The 20,884-nt window shown below is 61.6% G+C and carries 17 protein-coding genes and 1 pseudogene; 11 read left to right on the top strand and 7 right to left on the bottom strand.

Annotated features, from left to right (window positions below):
- Positions 1-63: 63 nt before the first annotated feature.
- The 4 genes from pptA to ampC form a co-directional block, all read right to left on the bottom strand.
- Complete coding sequence (gene pptA / locus DW58_RS14455) at positions 64-294, bottom strand: tautomerase PptA (RefSeq protein WP_024550428.1); 231 nt, start codon at positions 292-294, stop codon at positions 64-66.
- Between the two features lie 50 nt (positions 295-344).
- Positions 345-962, bottom strand: a complete 618-nt coding sequence (locus DW58_RS14450; RefSeq protein WP_024550429.1) for a glutathione S-transferase family protein — start codon at positions 960-962, stop codon at positions 345-347.
- 16 nt (positions 963-978) lie between these two features.
- Positions 979-1,542 carry a P-loop NTPase family protein gene (locus DW58_RS14445; protein ID WP_024550430.1) on the bottom strand — a complete coding sequence of 188 codons (564 nt, stop codon included), beginning with the start codon at positions 1,540-1,542 and terminating at the stop codon, positions 979-981.
- A 93-nt stretch (positions 1,543-1,635) separates the two neighbouring features.
- Positions 1,636-2,769: a class C beta-lactamase gene (ampC, locus tag DW58_RS14440; protein WP_024550431.1), complete on the bottom strand. Its 1,134-nt coding sequence runs from the start codon at positions 2,767-2,769 to the stop codon at positions 1,636-1,638.
- A 280-nt stretch (positions 2,770-3,049) separates the two neighbouring features.
- Between ampC and ansP the strand changes: the two genes are divergently transcribed.
- Positions 3,050-4,543: an L-asparagine permease gene (gene ansP / locus DW58_RS14435; RefSeq protein ID WP_024550432.1), complete on the top strand. Its 1,494-nt coding sequence runs from the start codon at positions 3,050-3,052 to the stop codon at positions 4,541-4,543.
- A 62-nt stretch (positions 4,544-4,605) separates the two neighbouring features.
- Here the strand turns inward: ansP and yncE are convergent, their stop codons facing one another.
- Positions 4,606-5,667, bottom strand: coding sequence for a 7-bladed beta-propeller protein YncE (gene yncE, locus DW58_RS14430; protein WP_024550433.1), 1,062 nt, complete (start codon positions 5,665-5,667; stop codon positions 4,606-4,608).
- Positions 5,668-5,940: 273 nt separating this feature from the next.
- Here yncE and pqqU point away from each other — a divergent pair, with 273 nt between their 5' ends.
- From pqqU to DW58_RS14415, 3 genes are all read left to right on the top strand, one after another.
- Positions 5,941-8,079, top strand: a complete 2,139-nt coding sequence (pqqU, locus tag DW58_RS14425; RefSeq protein WP_024550434.1) for a TonB-dependent receptor PqqU — start codon at positions 5,941-5,943, stop codon at positions 8,077-8,079.
- A gap of 205 nt (positions 8,080-8,284) precedes the next feature.
- Positions 8,285-8,722, top strand: coding sequence for a hypothetical protein (locus DW58_RS14420; RefSeq protein WP_024550435.1), 438 nt, complete (start codon positions 8,285-8,287; stop codon positions 8,720-8,722).
- A gap of 268 nt (positions 8,723-8,990) precedes the next feature.
- A complete protein-coding gene (locus DW58_RS14415; RefSeq protein WP_024550436.1) occupies positions 8,991-10,595 on the top strand; it encodes an alpha-amylase family protein in 1,605 nt (534 codons plus the stop codon).
- Here the strand turns inward: DW58_RS14415 and DW58_RS14410 are convergent.
- Together DW58_RS14410 and DW58_RS14405 are read right to left on the bottom strand one after the other, a co-directional pair.
- On the bottom strand, positions 10,571-11,575 hold the full coding sequence (locus DW58_RS14410) for an SDR family oxidoreductase (protein ID WP_024550437.1): 1,005 nt from the start codon (positions 11,573-11,575) through the stop codon (positions 10,571-10,573). The genes DW58_RS14415 and DW58_RS14410 overlap by 25 nt on opposite strands.
- A gap of 102 nt (positions 11,576-11,677) precedes the next feature.
- Positions 11,678-13,600, bottom strand: a complete 1,923-nt coding sequence (locus tag DW58_RS14405; protein WP_024562645.1) for a methyl-accepting chemotaxis protein — start codon at positions 13,598-13,600, stop codon at positions 11,678-11,680.
- A gap of 650 nt (positions 13,601-14,250) precedes the next feature.
- Between DW58_RS14405 and DW58_RS14400 the strand changes: the two are divergent.
- The 7 genes and pseudogenes from DW58_RS14400 to DW58_RS14370 form a co-directional block, all read left to right on the top strand.
- Positions 14,251-14,856, top strand: a pseudogene (locus DW58_RS14400) (ABC transporter substrate-binding protein); the annotation flags it as partial.
- Complete coding sequence (locus DW58_RS14395; protein WP_024550176.1) at positions 14,853-15,701, top strand: ABC transporter permease; 849 nt, start codon at positions 14,853-14,855, stop codon at positions 15,699-15,701. The pseudogene DW58_RS14400 and the gene DW58_RS14395, both read left to right, overlap by 4 nt.
- Position 15,702: 1 nt before the next feature.
- Positions 15,703-16,617, top strand: a complete 915-nt coding sequence (locus tag DW58_RS14390) for an ABC transporter permease (RefSeq protein ID WP_024550175.1) — start codon at positions 15,703-15,705, stop codon at positions 16,615-16,617.
- A complete protein-coding gene (locus DW58_RS14385) occupies positions 16,614-17,963 on the top strand; it encodes a M20/M25/M40 family metallo-hydrolase (RefSeq protein WP_024550174.1) in 1,350 nt (449 codons plus the stop codon). Before DW58_RS14390 ends, DW58_RS14385 begins: the two co-directional genes overlap by 4 nt.
- A gap of 61 nt (positions 17,964-18,024) precedes the next feature.
- Complete coding sequence (locus tag DW58_RS14380) at positions 18,025-19,023, top strand: 1-aminocyclopropane-1-carboxylate deaminase/D-cysteine desulfhydrase (RefSeq protein WP_024550173.1); 999 nt, start codon at positions 18,025-18,027, stop codon at positions 19,021-19,023.
- 10 nt (positions 19,024-19,033) lie between these two features.
- Entirely contained in the window at positions 19,034-20,041 is a 1,008-nt protein-coding gene (locus tag DW58_RS14375) for an ornithine cyclodeaminase (protein ID WP_024550172.1), read from the top strand.
- Positions 20,031-20,840, top strand: a complete 810-nt coding sequence (locus DW58_RS14370) for a sulfurtransferase (protein ID WP_024562740.1) — start codon at positions 20,031-20,033, stop codon at positions 20,838-20,840. Before DW58_RS14375 ends, DW58_RS14370 begins: the two co-directional genes overlap by 11 nt.
- Positions 20,841-20,884 lie beyond the last annotated feature (44 nt).

The following is a 20,884-nucleotide window of genomic DNA, read 5'->3' as shown; positions in this document are numbered from 1 at the left end:
TCGGGTTAATGAGTAGCGCATGCGCCGGAAAAAGCGCCAGGCGTATGCGGCCTGGCAGCAGGGTTACATCTCGTAACCGGGTTTTTTGATCAGCGATTCAATCTGGGGCGCGATTTCGGTATCCCAGACGCGGGATTTCCAGGCATCGGGCTCGACTTCATGCAGCGCAACCGACACTGAACTCTCTTTACTGCCGAGATGGCGAACGATCGCCGCGGTAATGTCTTCGGCCAGCGCCTCTTTTTCCGCTTCGCTCAGGCTGCGCGGGAAACACTGAATATCAATATGCGGCATGGTGCTCTCCTTGTTGGGGTGCCCGTTTCTCCGGACAAGCGGTCAGGGCGCTATAGAATCTGGTTGGCGCGCAGCACCGTCTGAAGCTCGGGCAGACCGCACACCGCATCGGCGATAGCGTTCAGCTTTGGGGTGTGTTGCGCAAACCAGGCTTCGCGCGGCGACCAGCGGCGCATTACCGGAAGATAACAGTCCAGCAGCGAGATGTCGTTACCAAACATCCACGGGGTGCCCTCTACCTGCTCCTCCAGCCAGCGATAGAGCGTCTCGCGATAGCGCGCCGTGCTCTCCCGTAGCTGGGCTGGCGCACCGGCTGCCCAGCGCTCCGGATAGTCGGCATAGGTAAAGGTGGGATAGACGTTGGCGACCATCCACACCAGCAGACGCAGAAAGCGATGACGCTGGGGGGAACCGGGTGCCGGGGCGAACTGCGGATGGCTGTCGAGCAGCATTAGTGCGATAGCGGCGGTTTCGGTCATCACCTGGCCGTCATCCAGTACCAGGGTCGGTACCTGACACAGGGGATTCACCTTCTCAAGCAGGTCGTGGCTCGGCCCGGCTTTGTCAAAACCGTCGACGTTAATAAAGTTATACCGGACCCCGGTCAGGGTCAGCATCAGCTCGCTTATCGTTGAGCCATACCCCGGCACACCGTAGACGTGAATCATCCATTTTCTCCCCAGGTTATTGCTTAAGTGTAGAGCACCCTGCCGGAGACGTTAAAGAACGCAGGTAGTTACGCGCTTCCGCGGGGCTGCGCAGATGCACAAAGTGAAGGTGGGAAAACAGCGGATTGGTCATGTCCGCCTGGTAACGGCGTCGGTTGCTGCCCCAGGTTTTGATGGTCCACCAGACAATGGACTCCCGGCTGAAGAAAGACTGCCGGAGGCTCTCCCGGCTGCCGGTACCGGGCCACAGCTCCTGCTGCGACACGGAACGCGCGAACGCCCGCTTTAACGCCTGGTACAGGGTGCGGCCGAAACCGTAGTCGAGCCAGATAATGGTATCCACCTCGCGCCACTTCACCTCGCGGGTGCGGTTATAGTTGCCGTCCAGCACCCAGCCGTCGGGCGCGGCGCGCAGCGTCTCGGCAATGCGCGTCATGAACGCCGCATCCGGGGTGCCCTGCCAGTTGGCGCGCCAGTAAAGCCTGTCCAGCTCGATATAAGGTACGCCGAGGGTATCCGCCAGACGGCGGGCGAAGGTGCTTTTTCCGCTGCCGCTGGTGCCAACCACGTTGATTTTCATCCTTATCTCCTTATCTGGCGGGCTAAGATGCCACCGGGCGGGCATGATGATAAAAAACAGGGCCGTTATCCAGCCCCGCGTCGCCGGTCAGGGTTATTTCTCGTCGATCCCCTGAACGATATCCCACGCTGCTTTTACCCGCGCGTCGTTGGGATACCACTTGTTCGCCAGCAGGATCACCGCGATGTTGCGGGAAGGAATAAACACCGCATAGCTGGAGAACCCGTTGGTGGAGCCGGTTTTATTGTACCAGGCCGCTGCGGGCGCCTGCGGATTTGTCACCGGCTGTGCGGCAACGCCTTTCATGATGCGCGCGCTGTCGTTACCGGCCAGCAGCGTCGCCTCGTCAACCGGCAGCGGGTAGAACTCCCACATCAGCGCCTGGGTAAACTCCCCCGCGCGCACGTAGCCGGTATGGGTCTTCTGCACCGCTTCACGCCAGGGGCCGTTGGTCAGGTGCTGCCCGAGATTGATCTCCAGATAGCGAATCAGATCGCCGCTGGACGATTTCAACCCGTAGGACTCGGCATCCAGCGGGCCAGGCGTGACGCGCACCGGCTTATCCTCTTTGTTGTAGCCCTGAGCGTAATCCGGCATGGCCACGGGCGGCACGGTAATAAAGCTGTGGTGCAATCCGAGCGCCGGCAGCATCTGGTTTTCCATTGCGCTGCTGAACGGCTGATTCAGGGCGTGCGCGGTTATCATCCCCAGCAGGCCAATCCCGAGGTTGGAGTAGACGCGGGTCGTACCCGGCGGTGACGGCGGTTGCCAGGCTTTGTACCACGCCATCAGCTGCGGCGTGGCGGTGACGTCGTCCGGCACAAACAGCGGCGTGCCGGCGGTGTGGGTGGCGAGCTGCAGCAGCGTGACGCGATCGAACGCGCTACCGCTCAGCGCCGGCAGATAGCGGCTTGCCGGATCGGTGAAACTGAGCTTCCCCTCGTCCGCCGCATACTGCGCCAGCGTGGCGGTAAAGGTTTTACTCAGGGAGCCAATCTCAAACAGCGTGCGCTGCGTCACCGGCTGTTTGCTGGTTTTCGAGGCCACGCCGTAGTTATAGAACTGCGCCTTGCCGTTGACCGAGACTGCCACCGCCATGCCGGGTACCTGCCACTGCGTCATCAGGGGTTCGATCACCTTATCCATCGCCGCCTGAGACGGCACCTCCGCCCCGGCATGCAGGGTGTAAAACATCAGGCTGAATGCGGTTAACACGCTCTTTTTCATTAGGATTCCTTTGCGTTTAAGCAGAAAAGACTGCCATACCCTGTCTGCGCTGGCTACATCTGTTGACATAACCGCGAGCAGGCTCACTTCTTCGCCGCTTATGCTTTGCGCCGTCAGATTTTTGCAGGTAGGATGCTGCGCCATGTTGTGCTTCATCGTAAAGCGCAACGCACAAAAAACGTGCACGTTCCGCCCTTTTCCTGACGGCTAAGCAATCGTTTGGGTCGGGCGGTTGAGCCACCGGCTCATTAAGATTAAAGACAGGATTACAGGAAAACAGATGAAAACCACTGAAAAAAATGCGGCGGAGCAGCGTGCTGCGAAACGCCGCTGGTTGAACTCCCATGAGGAGGGATACCACAAGGCGATGGGTAATCGCCAGGTGCAGATGATCGCCATCGGCGGCGCAATCGGAACCGGTCTGTTCCTCGGTGCCGGGGCGCGTCTGCAGATCGCCGGACCTTCCCTGGCGCTGGTCTACCTGGTGTGCGGTGTTTTCTCCTTCTTCATCCTGCGCGCGCTGGGTGAGCTGGTGTTGCACCGCCCCTCAAGCGGCAGCTTTGTCTCCTACGCCCGTGAGTTCCTCGGTGAAAAGGCAGCCTACGTCGCGGGCTGGATGTACTTCGTTAACTGGGCGATGACCGGCATCGTCGATATCACCGCCGTTGCGCTCTATATGCACTACTGGGGCACCTTCGGGGATGTTCCCCAGTGGGTATTTGCCCTTGGCGCGCTGGCTATCGTCGGCACCATGAACATGATCGGCGTGAAATGGTTCGCCGAGATGGAGTTCTGGTTCGCGCTGATTAAGGTGCTGGCGATCGTGACGTTCCTGGTGGTAGGCACCGTGTTTCTTGGCACCGGTAAACCGCTCGACGGCAACGCTACCGGTTTCCATCTGATCACCGACAACGGCGGCTTCTTCCCCCACGGGCTGATGGCCGCGCTGGTGCTGGTTCAGGGGGTGGTGTTCGCCTTCGCCTCTATTGAGCTGGTCGGAACCGCAGCCGGGGAGTGTAAAGATCCGCAGACCATGGTGCCGAAGGCAATCAACAGCGTGATCTGGCGTATCGGCCTGTTCTACGTTGGCTCCGTGGCGCTGCTGGTGCTGCTCCTGCCGTGGAATGCCTATCAGGCGGGCCAGAGCCCGTTCGTTACTTTCTTCTCGAAGCTGGGCGTGCCCTATATCGGCGACATCATGAATATGGTGGTGCTGACCGCGGCGCTCTCCAGCCTGAACTCCGGCCTCTACTCGACCGGGCGTATTCTGCGTTCCATGTCGATGGGCGGTTCGGCGCCGAAGTTCATGTCAAAAATGAGCAAGCAGCAGGTGCCATGGGCCGGGATCGTCGCCACCCTGTGCGTCTACGTGATTGGCGTGTTTCTCAACTATCTGGTGCCCTCCCAGGTGTTTGAGATCGTGCTGAACGTGGCCTCGCTCGGCATCATCGCCTCCTGGGGCTTTATCGTGGTGTGTCAGATGCGTCTGCGCAAAGCGATTAAAGAAGGGAAAGCCGATGACGTGGCGTTCAAACTGCCGGGCGCGCCCTACACTTCCTGGCTGACGCTGCTGTTCCTGGTCAGCGTGCTGGTGCTGATGGCCTTCGACTACCCGAACGGCACCTTCACTATTGCCTCTATTCCGGTGATTGCCGTGCTGCTGGTGCTCGGCTGGTTCGGGGTGCGCAAGCGCGTGAATGAGATCCACAGCCTGGCGCATGACGATCGTCATGGCAACGCGCCGTCGCAGCTGGCGGACGACACCTCGCGTTAATACTTAGCGTAAGCCATAAAAAATGCCGGGCATGCCCGGCATTGTTGTTTCTGGCGTCTGACTTACAGCGCGATGCGTATAACGTCGTCCGGAGACGTGGCCGGGTTCTGACGAGATGATGCCTGTTTAACGCTGACGTACAGCGTCTGCCCATCGGCGGAGAGCGCCAGGCTGTTCGGGTGCACCGGCGTTTTAATGGTTTTGGTCACCTTGTTGGTCTTCGCATCGATAATGCTAACCTCGCCCGCCTGACGATGGGTCACGTAAACTTCATTGCGCACCGGGTTAAACAGCACGGCCAGCGATTCCGGCGCGTCAATCTGGGCGGCAACCTCGCCTTTCTTCAGATCGACCACCAGCACCTTCGGCTGTTTTGAGTCGGTCACGTAGGCGCGCTGGTTAGCGGTGTCGAGACTCAGGTTAATGAAGAAGTGCTCCTTCCCGTCGTCCAGCAGCTTTTTACGGCTCAGGATACGGTTGGTGGTGGTATCCACCACGATCAGCTCTCCGTCAGCATTCGCGGTGTAGAGTCGCTTACCGGCGGCGTCCAGCGCCAGCGCGGTGCTGCGCGCCCCGGTATCGGCGATCGTCGTTTTCAGGGTCATGCTGTTCCCGTCCACCACCCAGATCACGCTCTCTTTCCCGACGCCGGTGACGTAAACGGTGTTGGTGGCCTCATCCACCGCCAGCTGGCGGGGCTGGAACGGCTTGACGGTCTCGCTGCGCGGACGAGGATCCAGCACCACGCGCCCTTTTACGTCGCTGGTTCTGGCATCGAGGGCGGTCACCATGCCGTCCACGCTGTTTCCGAACCACAGGGTATTGGTTTTGGTATTGATGACGGCGCCAAACGGTTTGATATCGTTATGAATGCGCTGGGTGACGTCCAGCGTGGTGGGATCGAGGCGATACACCACGCCGCCTTTATCCAGCGAACGGCTCTGGGAGGTGGCAACGAACAGCGCGTTTTCGCTCTGGCTGTAAGCCATCTCATAGGCCCCCATTCCCACCGGTTTACGCAGCATCTCCTGCGCGGCCTGGGTGGAAAAGGCGGTAGCGAACAGCATGGCGCTCAGCAGCACTGACTGACGAACGCGGGGCATGGACAGATGACGAAACTTCATAACTACTCCCTTTGTAACGAAATAAACTCTTCTGCATCACATTGAACCGGCGGGAGATTTCAGGTCGTGGCCTGTTCCCTTTGTTTGCGGATGAGAATAGTAATCATTATTCAGTTAAAAGGGGAGTGTTTTACCCGCCGGGCGTTAACAATTTTTTCCACTACACTTCTTTGGTTAACCTAATGTGCGCTTAATGTTTTCATAAGTTTACAAAACCTTTAACATGGCGCGTTTTTTCTGGTTCGGTATGAACCCCTTAACCTGGTTGATTTCATGAATATCTCATTCGTCAGAAAGGTTCCTCTTTCTGTATGGCTCTTGCCTGCCATCTTTTCGCCCTGCTTTCTGAGCGCCGCTGCGGCCGCCCAGACCGGCCCCACTAATGAACAAACCATGGTGGTTACCGCCACGCCGGGCGGCATCTCTGAGCTGGATACCCCTGCTGCGGTCAGCGTTGTTAACGGCGACGACATGCGCCACGCCGCCCCGCGCGTAAACCTCTCGGAAAGCCTCGGCGCGGTCCCTGGCCTGCAGGTGCAGAACCGTCAGAACTACGCCCAGGATCTGCAACTCTCGATCCGCGGCTTCGGGTCGCGTTCCACCTTCGGCGTGCGCGGCCTGCGTCTTTACGTCGACGGTATCCCAGCCACCATGCCGGACGGCCAGGGGCAGACCTCCAATATTGATATCAACAGCGTGGAGAACATTGACGTGCTGCGCGGCCCCTTCTCGGCGCTGTACGGTAACGCCTCCGGCGGTGTGTTGAACGTCACCACCGAAACCGGTCGTCAGCCGCCCACCGTTGAAGCAAGCAGCTGGTACGGCAGCTACGGCAGCTGGCGTTACGGCCTGAAGGCTACCGGCGCGGTCGGAGACGGCACCCAGGCGGGCGACGTCGATTACGCGGTCTCTACCACCCGCTTCACCACCCATGGCTATCGCGACCACAGCGGCGCGCGTAAAAATCTGGCGAACGCCAAACTCGGCGTGCGTCTTGATGACGCCAGCAAGCTGACCCTGCTGTTGAACAGCGTGGATATCAAAGCGGACGATCCGGGCGGACTGACTAAAGACGAATGGCGGGCCGACCCGCGCCAGTCCCCGCGTGCTGAACAGTACAACACCCGCAAAACCATCAAGCAGACCCAGGCCGGCCTGCGCTATGAGCGCGCCCTGACGGCGAACGATGATTTGAGCCTGATGGCGTACGCCGGTGAGCGTGAAACCACCCAGTACCAGTCGATCCCCATCGCCCCACAGCTGCGTCCGACCCATGCCGGCGGCGTGATTTCGCTTAGCCGTCACTATCAGGGCGTGGACACCCGCTGGACCCACCGTGACGAGTGGCTTGTGCCGGTGACCTTCACCACCGGGATCAACTACGAGAACATGAGCGAGAACCGCAAAGGCTACGAGAACTTCGTCTACCGGAACGGCGTGCCGCAGTTCGGTGAGAAAGGTAACCTGCGCCGCAACGAGCGCAACCTGATGTGGAACGTGGACCCGTACCTGCAAACCAGCTGGCAGCTGACCGATAAGCTCTCGCTGGATGCCGGGGTGCGCTACAGTTCGATCTGGTTTGACTCCAACGACAAGTACATCACGCCACAGAACGGGAACGACAGCGGCGATGCCAGCTACCACAAGTGGCTGCCGGCAGGCTCGCTGAAGTATGCGGTGACCGATGCCTGGAACGTCTATCTGGCGGCGGGTCGCGGCTTTGAAACCCCGACCATCAACGAGCTCTCCTACCGCTCCGACGGTCAGCGCGGCCTGAACTTCGATCTGAAACCCTCCACCAGCGATACCGTGGAGATCGGCAGCAAAACCCGCATCGGCAACGGCCTGTTCACCGCGGCGCTGTTCCAGACCGATACCGATAACGAGATCGTGGCCGACAGCAGCTCCGGCGGCCGTACCAGCTACAAGAACGCTGGCAAAACCCGTCGTCAGGGCGTCGAGCTGGGTCTCGATCAGCAGTTCGCCGACGCGTGGCGCCTGAAAATGGCGTGGACCTATATCGACGCCACCTACCGCAGCAACGTGTGCGGCGCCACCGACTGCAACGGCAACCGCATGCCGGGCATCGCCCGTAACATGGGCTTCGCCTCGCTGGGCTGGGAACCGGAACAGGGCTGGTACGCCGGCGGCGACGTGCGCTATCTGAGCGACATCATGGCCGACGACGAAAACACCGCCAAAGCCCCGACCTGGACGGTAGTCGGCCTGAACACCGGTTACAAATGGCAGATCGGCCAGGGGTCAGTGGATCTCTTTACCCGCGTTGATAACCTGTTTGACCGGGAATACGCCGGATCGGTTATCGTCAACGAAAGCAACGGGCGCTACTTCGAACCGGCCCCGGGACGCAACTACAGCGTCGGCCTCTCGTTCGGCTACAGCTTCGAGTAATCTTCTCCCTCAGGGGCAACGTCGTTGCCCCTTTTATCTCTCTGCGTCCTTGTTTTTCATTCCGCGTGCTACGCCGTAAATCCAGAATCCTGACACTAATCCTGATTATGTAAATCCGCGTAGTCTCTTCGCTGGATACCACTACCGAACCGGGTCAGGCCAGTCAGGGATGTATTATTCTGCCATTACAAATCAGGAAGAAAATATGGGACAGCAACGATCGCGACTTGCGCGTGGAGTAATGATGGCAACAGGCGCCCTTTTATTTTCCGCAGCTATCAAGGCCGGTGAAATAAACAGTGGGCCGGACTGCTCGGCGATTACGGACTGGCCTGCACAAATCACGCAGGTACGGCTCAACGAGTCAGGGGTCGCGTTTCCTGCCTCCACTAAAATAACGTCGACGCTGGTTGCCTCGATGAAGATGAATGAAAAACAGCGGCGCGACCTGCAGCGTGCGAGGATCCTGGATAAGCAGACGCTTGCCATGGTTGGGGCGCTCTACCGGCAGGTCTACCGCATCACTCTTCTTCCCCCCGACAGTAAAGCGCACATCTTCATTACCACGACCCTGGCAAGCGACGAGGAGTGCTCTGTTGCACTGCTCTCCATCGCTGAAATCGCACAAGAACTGACAAATTAATCCTCTGTTACGGGGCGTCGAGCGCCCCTTCACCTCCCCGCATACCCAACACCCTCCGCCAGCGGCTGGCAATTCGCATAGCGCAGCGAGCGGAAACTGACGGGTTGAATCGACAGCGCTATCCTGCTCAATGCGCATCACGCTCAGCTGGACGGTCTGACACGCGCTGCCCGACGCGGGCAAAAATCGTAGCGCACTACCTTCTTCGGCAGGCAATTCCCTCGCTCCGCCTATACTAAAGGTTATTTGTTGAGCAAAGGAGCGAACGATGGGGCAAGTCTGGCATCAGAATGCAGTGATTTATCAGGTCGATCCGGGGCGTTTTTTCGATACCAATGCTGACGGCAACGGCGACTTACGTGGCGTGGTGGAGAAGCTTGACTACATCGCTTCGCTGGGGGCAACCACCCTGTGGCTCAACCCGTTTTACGTCTCGCCGGGGCGGGACAACGGCTATGACGTGGTGGATCACCTGGCGGTCGATCCGCGCAGCGGCAGCGAGGACGACATCCGCTGGCTGCTGGAGGAGACCAGAAAGCGCGGTATGCGGGTGATCGTGGAACTGGTGGCCCAGCATACCTCCGACCAGGCCTACTGGTTCCAGGAGGCGCGCAAAACCCCGCAGTCGCCGTTCCGCGATTTCTATATCTGGTCCGATACCCCGGAACCCAATGAACCCGCGCCGATGTTCCCCACCATCGAGCCGAGCATCTGGCGCTGGGACGAAGAGGCTGGCCAGTACTACCGCCATCTGTTTTATCACCATGAGCCCGATCTGAATCTCAGCAACCCGCTGGTCGTGGCCGAAGTCGATCGTATTCTGCTGTACTGGGCCGACATGGGCGTGGCGGGCTTTCGCATCGACGCCGCCTCGCACATGGTGGAACAGGCCGGTGCCGGGCAGAAAGAGACCGGCTATGCCCTGTTCGACCGCTTCCACGACCTGCTGATGCCGCGCAACCCCGACACCATTTTGCTGGGCGAGGTGGACGTCAGCGTCGAAGAGATGAAGCACTACTTTGATGAAGGCGAACGCCTGACCACGCTGCTCAACTTCTGGATCAACAAAAACATCTTCCTGGCAATGGCCCGCGAAGACGCCTCGCCGCTGTGTAAAGCCCTTGAAGAGTTGCCGGTGCCGCCGGAGCGCTGCGGTTACTGCTTCTGGCTGCGTAACCATGATGAGCTGGACATGGAGGATCTCGACCCCAAGGACTACGCGTTCGTGATGGACAAATACGCCCCGGATGAAGAGATGCGCATCTACGGGCGCGGTATCCGCCGCCGCCTGGCGCCAATGCTCGACGGCGACGAGCGGCATCTGGCGATGGCGCACGCCCTGCTGTTCTCCCTGCCGGGAACGCCGGTTATCCGCTACGGGGATGAGATTGGTATGGGGGACGACCTGAGGCAGCCCGAGCGCGAGTCGGTGCGCACGCCGATGCAGTGGGATGACACGCCGGGCGCCGGTTTCTCCAGCGCCGACCCGCAGCAGTTTATCTCGCCGATTATCGACAGCGGAAAGTATGGCTATCAGCACATCAACGTCGCTGAACAGCAGGCGCGCAGCGGCTCGCTGCTGCAGCGCATCCGCGAGCTGGTCCACGTCTGGCGCGAGCTGCCGGAAATCCACTACCACTGCTTCACGCATGTGACACTGTCACATAAAAGTGTCTATGCGGTGCGGTATCGGGATGAGAATGCGGCGACGCTGATGTTTATTAACCTCTCGTCGCAGCCGGTGGAGTTTGGCTGCGACGAGGCAGAAGGTCTGGCGGGTGCGCAGGAGGTGCTGGCGGATGACAACTATGACGCCCCCGGCACCCACCTGCGCCTGAACGGCTACGGCTACCGCTGGCTGCGCTTGAGATAGCGCACCAGCCCACCGAGCAACAGGCCGGTTACCGCTACCGCCGCGACGCCGACCACGCCCGAGTCGACGGCCACGGCTTTACGCAGCGCCTGATTATCAAACCGTCCGTGGGCGCGATGCCCGGTGGTTAACGGACGGTAGAGATAGTCTTCACGTTTAGGCGGCTCGCTTTCGTCGGCAAGCTGCCCTTCCCAGGTCTGCCGCGCCAGCCAGCGGTCGAGCACGCCGGGGAAAAACATATTCCCGACAATCGACATCACGGTATTTTTACCGATCCACAGCTCGCGCGGCGGACGGCGTGCAATCGCCACGTCGAAGATCGCCCGCGCCGCCACTTCCGGCTGGTAGATGGGCGCAATGGGCTGCATGCGCTGCGGAAACTTGTTGCGCGCCCAGTTGAACTGAGTGGTGTTGACCGCCGGAAGCTGCACCATCGACACCCGAATGCGGCTTTTTTGATGCAGCAGTTCGCAGCGCAGGGAGTCGGTGAAGCCACGAATCGCCGCTTTCGCGCCGCAGTAGGCAGACTGGAGGGGAATGGAGCGCCAGGCCAGCGCCGAGCCAACCTGCACAATGGTGCCGCTGTCGCGCTTCTGCATCTGCCGCAGCGCGGCGCGGGTGCCGTTGACGGTCCCCAGATAGGTCACGTCGGTGACGCGCTGAAACTCATCGGCGCTCAGCTCATCAACCGGCCCGAGGACGGTGGTCATCGCGCAGTTTACCCAAATGCCGATAGGCCCCAGTTCGCTCTCGATGCGCTGGGCCGCCTCATCCAGCGCCCGGGCATCGGCCACGTCAGCACTGATACCCAGCACCATCCCGCCGTAATCCTGTAGCTCCCGCACCGTCTGGCGCAGGCCCTCGTCGCCCCTGGCAATGACAGCGACATCATATCCTGAGGCGGCGAAGTGAGTTGCCGTAGAACGCCCGACTCCTGAGGTACCGCCGGTAATGACCGCGACAAACGCATTAGTTTCCATATCCTTGCCCCGCTCTTGTTGTGTGATCAAAGCGTAGTACAGGGCGAGAGAGAAAGCGGAGCGCGGCCCCGTTTTAAGCGGGACCGCGTGGGTGGCAGGCAATCAGAATGTGGTCCAGCTCTCCTCATCCACCGCCTGACGACGGGCTGCCGGCGGTGCGGAACGTTCAACCGGTGGCGCAGAAGCCGTGCGCGCGCCGTGCTCCAGGCGGAAGTTCGACACCAGCCGCTCCAGCAGGCTGGCCTGCTCTTCAAGCGAGGTAGCGGACGAGGAGGACGCCATCACCAGCGAGGCATTCTGCTGCGTGGTGGTGTCGAGTTCGCCGACGGCGCGGGCAATCTGCTCGATGCCGCGGCTCTGCTCTTCGGAGGCCGACGAGATCTCATCCATGATGTCGTTAACCCGGGTTACCGAGCTCACCACCTGGTCCATGGTCTCCCCGGCGCGGGCCACCAGATCGCTCCCGGTCTGGATGCGCGATACCGACTCGCTGATCAGCTGCTCGATATCCTTCGCCGCCTGGGAGCTGCGCTGCGACAGGCTGCGTACTTCGCTGGCAACCACCGCAAAGCCGCGGCCCTGCTCACCGGCGCGCGCCGCTTCTACCGCCGCGTTAAGCGCCAGAATGTTGGTCTGGAACGCAATGCTGTTGATCACCGCCGTGATGTCGGCAATTTTCTTCGAGCTGGCGGAGATATCGCCCATGGTTTTCACCACGTCGCGCACCACCACACCGCCCTGCGCTGCCGTACTGGACGCCTCGGCCGAAATTTTGCTGGCGTGACGCGCGTTGTCAGCGTTGTTTTTCACCGTCGCGGTCAGTTGCTCCATGCTGGCGGCGGTCTGCACCACTGCCGCCGCCTGCTGCTCGGTACGCGACGAGAGATCGCTGTTGCCGGTAGCAATGGTGGTGGCCGCGCGCGAAACGCTGGAGACGCTGGTGCGCACATCGCCGATCATGCCGCGCAGCCGGTCGTTCATCCGGCTCATCGCCGCGGTCAGTTTGCCCAGCTCGTCATCCCGGTCGACCTCAATGCGCGAACTGAGATCGCCGCTGGCGATACGCTCGGCCAGCGCCAGGTTGTGCAGGACCGGCCGGGTAATCTGCCGGGTGATATACACCGACACCAGAATGCCGATCAGAATGGCGATGGCACCGATGATCAGGGTGATGTTCGCCGACCCGTAGGCAAGCTCATCGTTGTACGCTTTCACCAGGCCGATGATCTCTTTGAGCGAGGCGCTGCTCTTGTCGCCCGCAACCTTCACCCCGTCCTCCGCCGCTTTCAGCCCGAGAAACGCGGTGTAGTAGTCGTTGCTCAGGGTGCGCACCTTGCCGGTGTCCTGCCACAGGGCTTGCATCGGCGTCTGCAGCTCAGGCGGAAGCTGGCTGTTAAGCGCGGTCCAGGCGGATTCAGTGGTGCGGTAATGCTGCTCAAGCGCCTGCTGCGCCGTCTCGCTGACGCTGTAGCGCAGCGCGTAGGCGTAATCGCGCACGTTGCTGATGGCAAACAGCAGGTCATAAACCTCGTAAGAGAGAGTGGAGTCAGCCAACGGCGTGCGGATAAGCGCGGTATAGCGTGCGGTTTGATCCTGCGCGGCCAGTTCGTCCAGCGAGGCGCGAATAGCGGCCAGCTTGCCGGTGGCAGCCTGCATCCCACTAATGCCGGTCTGGAAAGCCTGTAAATGGCCGGACAGATCGTTGAGGATGGCCGCTTCGCGGTCGGACCAGGTTAACGCGTTGGCTTCGCTGGTCAGCGCCGAGGCGTGGGTCACATAGCGGGCCATGGTGTCGCCGGCTTTGTCATCCCCGTAAAAGTACTTAAGGCGGTTAATTTTCGCCTGGAACACTTCAATGTTGATGTTGTAGATAAGATTGGTTTTTTGATAGATGTCGCGGATCTCTTTGAAACGCGCCACGCTCAGCACGGTGGCGACAGCAACCAGCAGCAGCACTACCCCAAACCCAATTGATAGTTTTCTCGCAATCCTTACGTTCCGTAAGCGGGCCAACAGACCACTCATCCCGTACCCCCAGTATCATTATGATTATTATCGGGTTGAAAAATCACCCAATCTGGTTATCGGATGAGCAGCGGGTTTGTTTAGCGCAGGGTGTCAAAGTGTGGCCGGGATCAAAAAAATGGCCTTTACCCGACGGCCTTGTGAAAAGCCGGCGGGATAAAGGCCACTGCGTAATGTTGCACAGCTCGTTCCAGTACTGCAGACGCGTGTCGCGCCGCCTGCGGTTACCGTGCGCGATACCACGCAGGGTCGATATTGCCATAGTCAATGCCATACAGATATCCGGTGGGAATGAACGCTTCCAGCAGCAGCTGGCTGTCGCTGGGTCTACCGGGCATGACCAGGGCCTGACAACGGCGTAAAATCCTTATCCTTGCTCGCGCTATGCTACGTCGTAGTGTCATCTCGTCGCCTCCCGGTGGTTTACTGTTGCGGTGTGCTCAGTAAACCGCGGAAAAGGCGCGATGGGAAATAAACCTTTCAGCAAACCTTAGCGAAAAAATCGCTTATTCGTCGGCGCTGAAATGCTGGCGGATAAGAATTACCGCACCATCATCAATAGATTTATGAATAGATTTGATACAGGCCGGAATATCCTTTCGTTCAAGCGCTGCCAGCAGATCTTCATAATTATGATGACCGTGAATCATCTGCTGCACGGCTTTGGCACCCCGACCGGCACCATGGCGCGTCCTGCGGACTTTGGCTACCTGAACGTCCCGGCACCGAAGCAGGATATCGCCCAGGCGAAGGCGCTGCTGAAAGAGGCCGGTTACCCGGATGGCTTCACCCTGAAATTCCAGGCGCCGCGTCGCTATATCGCCAGCGCGGAAGTGGCACAGGCCATCGTGCAGGATCTGGCGGCCATCGGCGTGAAAGCCCAGCTGGAAGTGCCGGAGTGGTCGGTTTACACCCAGCAGGTGGCCTCTGGCAAACAGGCTGAGATGTATATGCTGGCCTGGGGTTCCACCCAGACCCTGGATGCTGACGCCGCGCTCTATCCGATCCTGCACTCAGGCGAACCCTACTCGACGGTAAGCAACCCGGCGCTGGACACATTGCTGAACGAGAGCCGCTCCACCGTTGATGCCGCGAAACGTGAGGCGGTCCTGAAAAATATTCAGCAAGTGGTGGAGAAAGAGCAGCCGCTGATCCCGCTGTATCAGGAAGATTCGCTCTACGCTAACAGTGACAACGTCACGTTTTCTGGCCGCGCTGATGCACGTATTCCGCTGTTCGACCTGAGGGTGAAATGATTTTTACTGGCCGTAAACTTACGCGCCCTGCCTGTCGCCGCTTCCACGGCGACGGTGTGGTCGGCGGTTTACTGATTGCACTGGTGGTTATCGGGGCGTTGCTGGCGCCCTGGTTACCGTTACCCGATCCGCTGACCAACAACCTGGTGGCGATGTTTCAGCCGCCCGGCAGCGACGGGCATCTGCTTGGCACCGATCAGCTGGGCCGCGATCTGCTGGCGCGCATCCTGTCCGGCGCGCGGCTGTCACTGATGGTAGTGCTGATTGCCGCCGCCATTGCCGCGGTCATCGGTACCCTGCTCGGCATGCTGGCGGGCTATCTCGGCGGCTGGGTGGACGCGCTGATTATGCGTCTGATGGATATTCAACTCGCGGTGCCGTTTATTCTGTTGATCCTGCTGGTGATGGCGCTGTTTGGCACCACGCTCAGCAACATCATTGTGATTATGGGCGTGACCAGCTGGGCCATTTATGCCCGCGTGGCGCGCGCCAAAACCCTGGAAATTCGTGAGCTGGAGTATATCGAGGCGGTTAAGGCGATGGGCTTCTCCACGCCGCGCATCCTGCTGCGCCACGTGCTGCCGAACCTCGCCACCCCGCTGGTGGTGCTGCTGACCCTCGATATTCCCCGGCTTATCGTGCTGGAGGCCTCCATCGGCTTTCTCGGCATGGGGATTCAGCCCCCGACGCCAACGCTTGGTAATCTTATCGGCGAAGGCCGCTCCTACATGCTGCTGGCGCAGTGGCTGGTGTTCTGGCCGGGGGTGGTGATTGCCATGCTGGTGATCGGCTGTAACCTGCTCGGCGACCATCTGCTGCGTAAAACCCACACGAGGCTCGACTGATATGGCGCGCTATCTACTTTCCCGCCTCGGTCAGTCGGTGCTGGTGCTGTTCGGCGTCTCGCTGCTTATCTTCTTTAGCCTGCACCTGACCGGTGACCCGGCGGCAATCATGATGCCGCCCGGCTCCAGCCAGCAGGAGATCGACACCTTCCGGCACAGCATGGGCTTTGACCAGCCGCTGCTGTGGCAGTACGGCCAGTATCTCGGCAACCTGCTGCAGGGCGATATGGGGCAGTCGCTGCGCTATGACCAGCCCGTGACCCGGCTGATTGGCGAGCGGGTGCCCGCGACCCTGCTGCTGGCGGTTACCGCCCTGGGCTGGAGCACCGCCGCAGGGCTGCTGCTGGGGCTGGTAAGCGCCGTATGGCGCAACAGCGTCTGGGATCTGCTGGCCCGTCTGCTTGCCTTCAGCGGCCAGGCGATACCGGTGTTCTGGCTCGGGCTGCTGATGATCCTGTTCTTCAGCCTCCAGCTGCGCATGCTGCCCTCCAGCGGCTACGGTGACGCCGCGCACCTCATCATGCCGGCGATAAGCCTCGGCGCCTACTACATGAGCGCCATCGCCCGTCTGGTGCGCGCCAGCCTGATTGACGTCTTGCATCAGGACTATATCCGCACCGCCCAGGCCAAGGGGCTGAGCGCCTGGCGGATCCTGATCCGTCACGGCCTGCGCAATGCGCTTATTCCGGTGGTCACCGTGCAGGGGATGTACTTTGCCTCGCTGCTCGGCGGCGCGCTGGTCACCGAAATCATCTTCGCCTGGCCGGGCATCGGGCGCCTGGCGGTGCAGGCGATACAGAATCGTGACTTCCCGCTGGTGCAGGCCATCGTGCTGCTGGCAGCGGTAGTATTTGTGGTGGTGAATCTGGTGATTGATTTGTTGTATGTCGTATTGAACCCGAGGATCAGGTTATGACCGGGCTGCCGCACAGCATCCAGGCTGACACCCTCGATCTGCTTGAGGCGCTGACGCCGTTTCGCAGCGTGGCGGGGAATCCTGATGAGCAGCGGCAGCTGGCCGCCTGGCTGGAAGCCTGGCTGGTGACGGAGCTTGACGCCACCGTCGTGCTGCCGGTGGCTGACCAGCCGGAGGCGCACGGCCCGCCGCTGGTGCACGTGCGCATTGATATTGATGCCCCGGCCACCGTGGTGCTCTACAACATGTATGACGTGATGCCCGCCAGCGATGACGGGTGGGACGTTCCCCCCTTCAGCGGCGGCCTGCGCCACTGGCCCGATAAGGGCGAGGTCTATATCGCCCGCGGGGCCGAGAACAATAAAGGTCCGCTGGCCGGCATGCTGATGGCGGTGCGCGATCTGTGGCTGACCGGGCGGCTGACCACCAACATCGACATTCTGCTGGAAGGCGAAGAGGAGATCGGCAGCGGTAACCTGCGGCGCTATCTGGCGCAGCAGCCTTGCCCCATCGAGCCTGCCGAGGCCGTGCTCTTCCCGTCGCTGTGCGAGTACGGCGGCGGCGCACCGCGCGTTTATCTCGGCTTTACCGGCATGACCACCGGGCGGCTGACGGTGAAGGGCGGCAGCTGGGGCGGCCCTCATGCCGCTATCCATGCCAGCAACGCCGCCTGGATCGCCAACCCCGCCTGGCGTCTGGTGGAGGCGCTGAATGCTATCGCCCCGGCCCACGCCAACGGCGTGCTGCACACCCAGCCGATTGCCGGCGAAGCGGCGGATCTGCTGGATGACCTGGCGCCCCAGTTCAGCATTCGCGATGAGCTGATGATGCGCCGCAGCGAGCGGCTGACCATCGACGCCGCCCCGTGGGACGCCCTCGCGCACCTGCTGGGCAGCGCGGTGCTGACCATCCCGGAAATCTACTCCTCGCCTCAGGGCGGGCGCGGCATTATTCCGCCCGAAGCCTGCGCCGAACTGGCGCTGCGCACCCCGCCGGGTATCGATCACCGTGCGCTGCTGGACACCCTGAGCCAGCGGCTGGCTGACCCGTCGCTGGCCGGGGCGCAGCTCAGCGTGGACGACAGCTATCCCGGCTACCGCTTCAGCATTGACGACAGCGGCGTGCTGGAGCTTCTCAACAGCTATCACCAGCAGGGCGCGCGGCCGCAGATCTGGCCCTGGGCACCGGGCTGCGCCCCGGCCTACGCCTTTGCCCCGGTCGCCCCCGCCTTTTTGATTGGCGGCCTGGGGTATGGCGGCAACGCGCACGGTATCAATGAATTTGTCACCCTGCGCGGGCTGGCACGTTTTCAGCAGTCGCTCAGCGACTGGCTGCTGGGATTTTAGTTATCACAGGCCGCCGGACGGCGCGCCTCATCAGGGATCTGACCAGGAACGGGAAAATGAAATGAAAAATGTGAATGACTTTGAACGCGTATCACTGGGGTTTTTTCCCACGCCGCTGGAATCGTTACCGGGTCTGAGTAATGAGCTGGGGATTGCCCTGCAGATCAAACGGGATGACTACACCGGTTTTGGCGGCGGCGGCAATAAAGTGCGCAAGCTGGAGTACCTGATGGCCGAGGCGTGCCGCAACGGCGTCAACGTGGTGATCACCACCGGCGGGCACCAGTCCAATCACGCCCGCATGGTGGCGGCTGCGGCGCGCAAGTTCAACATGCGCCCGGTGCTGGTGCTGCGCGGTAATCCGCCCGCCAGCTATCAGGGCAACCTGCTGCTCGACCGGCTGTTTGGCGCGGAGCTGGAGTTCCTCGACCCGGATGACTATTTCACCCTGATTGACGGCGCGATGCAGGCCCATGCCGACCGGGCGCAAGCGCGCGGCGAAAAGCCGATGATTATTCCGCTGGGCGGCGCCACCCCGCTGGGGGCGCTCGGGTACGTGCGGGCGGTGGAGGAGATGGACGCCCAGCGTAAAGCGCTCGGCCTGCCGGACCCGGACGTGCTGGTTGCACCAACCGGTTCCGGCGGCACCCTGGCCGGACTCTACGTCGGCGCGCGCCGCTACTGGCCCAACACCCGCATCGTCGGCATCAGCGTCAGCGCGAAAGCGCCGTGGTTCCAGGAGCGTATCTCGCGCATGGCCCAGGAGTGCGCCGACCTGCTGCAGTGGCCGCAGCGCTGGCAGCCGGAGGATATCTGGATTGAAGACGACTACGTTGGCCAGGCCTACGGCATTCCGTCCGAAGGCGGTATCGAGGCGATCTACCGCGCCGCACAGGCGGAAGGCGTCCTGCTCGACCCGGTTTACACCGGCAAGGCGATGCACGGGCTGATTTCGCTGGTCGAGAAGCAGCAAATCGCCCCGGACAGCAGCGTCATCTTTATTCACTGCGGCGGCTCGCCGGCGCTCTATCCCTTTGCCAGTCAGATTCTGGAGCACTGATATGCCGATGCTGCGCTACCTCAATCAGCACCAGGTGGCAACCCTTGGCGGGCTGGATCCCCGCCAGGCGTTGCAGGACGTCACGGACACGGTGCGTCTGCTGCGCGAGGGCGCCGCACAGATGCCCGCCGAAACCCATGTCGATCTCGCCACCCCGCGCGGCAAAGTGTATGCCCTGCCCGCCCGGGTCGGCGGGCGCTTCAATGCCACCGGCGTTAAGTGGACTGCGCACCGTCCCGACATCGACGACGATCTGCCCCAGGCGATGGCCATGACGCTGGTTAACCGCGCCGACAACGGTCTGCCGATCGGCCTGGTGGAGAGCGGCGGTCTGACGGCGGTACGCACCGCGGCGGTCTCGGCGCTGGTGCTGCGCCGCGCCGCACCGCGTCCGGTGAAGCGTGTGCTGCTGGCCGGTGCCGGGGTGCAGGCGCGTGCCCACTGCGAGATGCTGCGCGTGCATTTTCCCGATCTGGCGCAGCTCTGGTGCTGGAACCGCACGCCGGACAATCTGGACGCCATGCTGGCGAGCCTCGACCCGCTGCCGTTCCCGGTCACTCAGGTTGCAACGCTGGAGGAGGCCCAGGCGCTGGAGTATGACGCGCTAATCGCCTGCACCAGCGCCGCCGAACCCTGGATCACCCCGGCATTTTTCCATCCCGGATCGCTGGTGATGCAGATTGGCTATCACGAAGCCGACTTCGCCACCATCGGGCTGGCGGATGAGGTGGTGGTGGATGCCTGGGGCGATTTCTGCCACGTCAGCGCCAAGAGCCTGTTTCAGCTGTTCCGAAGCGGCGGATTTAACGCCGACGCGGTGAGCGCCGACCTGACCCAGCTGGTCACCGACCAGTGGCGCGCCCCGGCCGATGCACGGGTCTATTTCAGCTCGTTTGGCCTGAACGTGTTTGATATTGCGCTGGCCGCCCGAGTGTTGCAGAGCGCTGAGGCGCAGCATTTCGGCACCCTGCTACCGTTTGGCAACGCTGCGGAACCGGGAGGTGCGAATGCTGATTGACGCCGCCGAACTGCGCGCCCGCCTTGCCGCAGGGGAACGCTTTACCCTGCTGGATGCGCGTGACAGCGACGCCTGGCGCACCGCGACCCTGCCGGACGCCCACGCCTTTAACGTCTACGACTATTTCATCCCCGACTCCACCGAGCAGGAGATCGCCGCCATGGCGGGCGTGTTTGAACGCGCCTGGCAGTCGCTGGGCACCGACTCGGCAACGCCGGTGTGGTTTGAAGAGGAAACCGGGATGCGCTCCCCGCGCGGCGCCTGGTTTCACTGGCTCATCGGACGCGACGACGCGCTGATCCTCAACGGCGGCGTGCGCGCCTGGCAGGACGCGGGCGGCGAACTGCGGCCCGGCCGCGGCGAACATACCCTGCTGGCGCCCCAGCCCGGCTCAGAAAACGCGGTGCGTTTTCAACGTGAACGGGTCGCCAGCCGCGAGGAGGTGCTGCGCGCCGACGGGGAACGCACCGTCATTCTCGACGCGAGGCGCGCCTCGGAACATGACGGGAGCTTCGTACACGACTGCTGCGCCCGGGCCGGGCGTATCCCCGGCTCGCGGCTGCTGTTCTGGGAGGAGGTGATCGCTGACGGGAAGTTTCGCCCGGCGGCGGAGATCCGCGCCGCGGCGCACAAGGCAGGGTTTTCGCCGCATCAGCGCATCATCACCTACTGCCACCGCGGCGCGCGCGCCGCAACGGTCTATGCCGCGCTGAAGCATGCCGGATTTCGCGATCTGGCGGTTTACGTGGGTTCGTGGCACGAATGGTCAGAGCACCAAGAACTGCCGGTCGCACCCTGAGCAGATTTGACCCTGTTACCTCGGGTGCGTGGCCTCGACCCACG

Source organism: Siccibacter turicensis LMG 23730, assembly GCF_000463155.2.
In the GTDB taxonomy this organism is placed as follows: domain Bacteria; phylum Pseudomonadota; class Gammaproteobacteria; order Enterobacterales; family Enterobacteriaceae; genus Siccibacter; species Siccibacter turicensis.
This window is presented reverse-complemented; position numbering and strand designations above follow the sequence as displayed.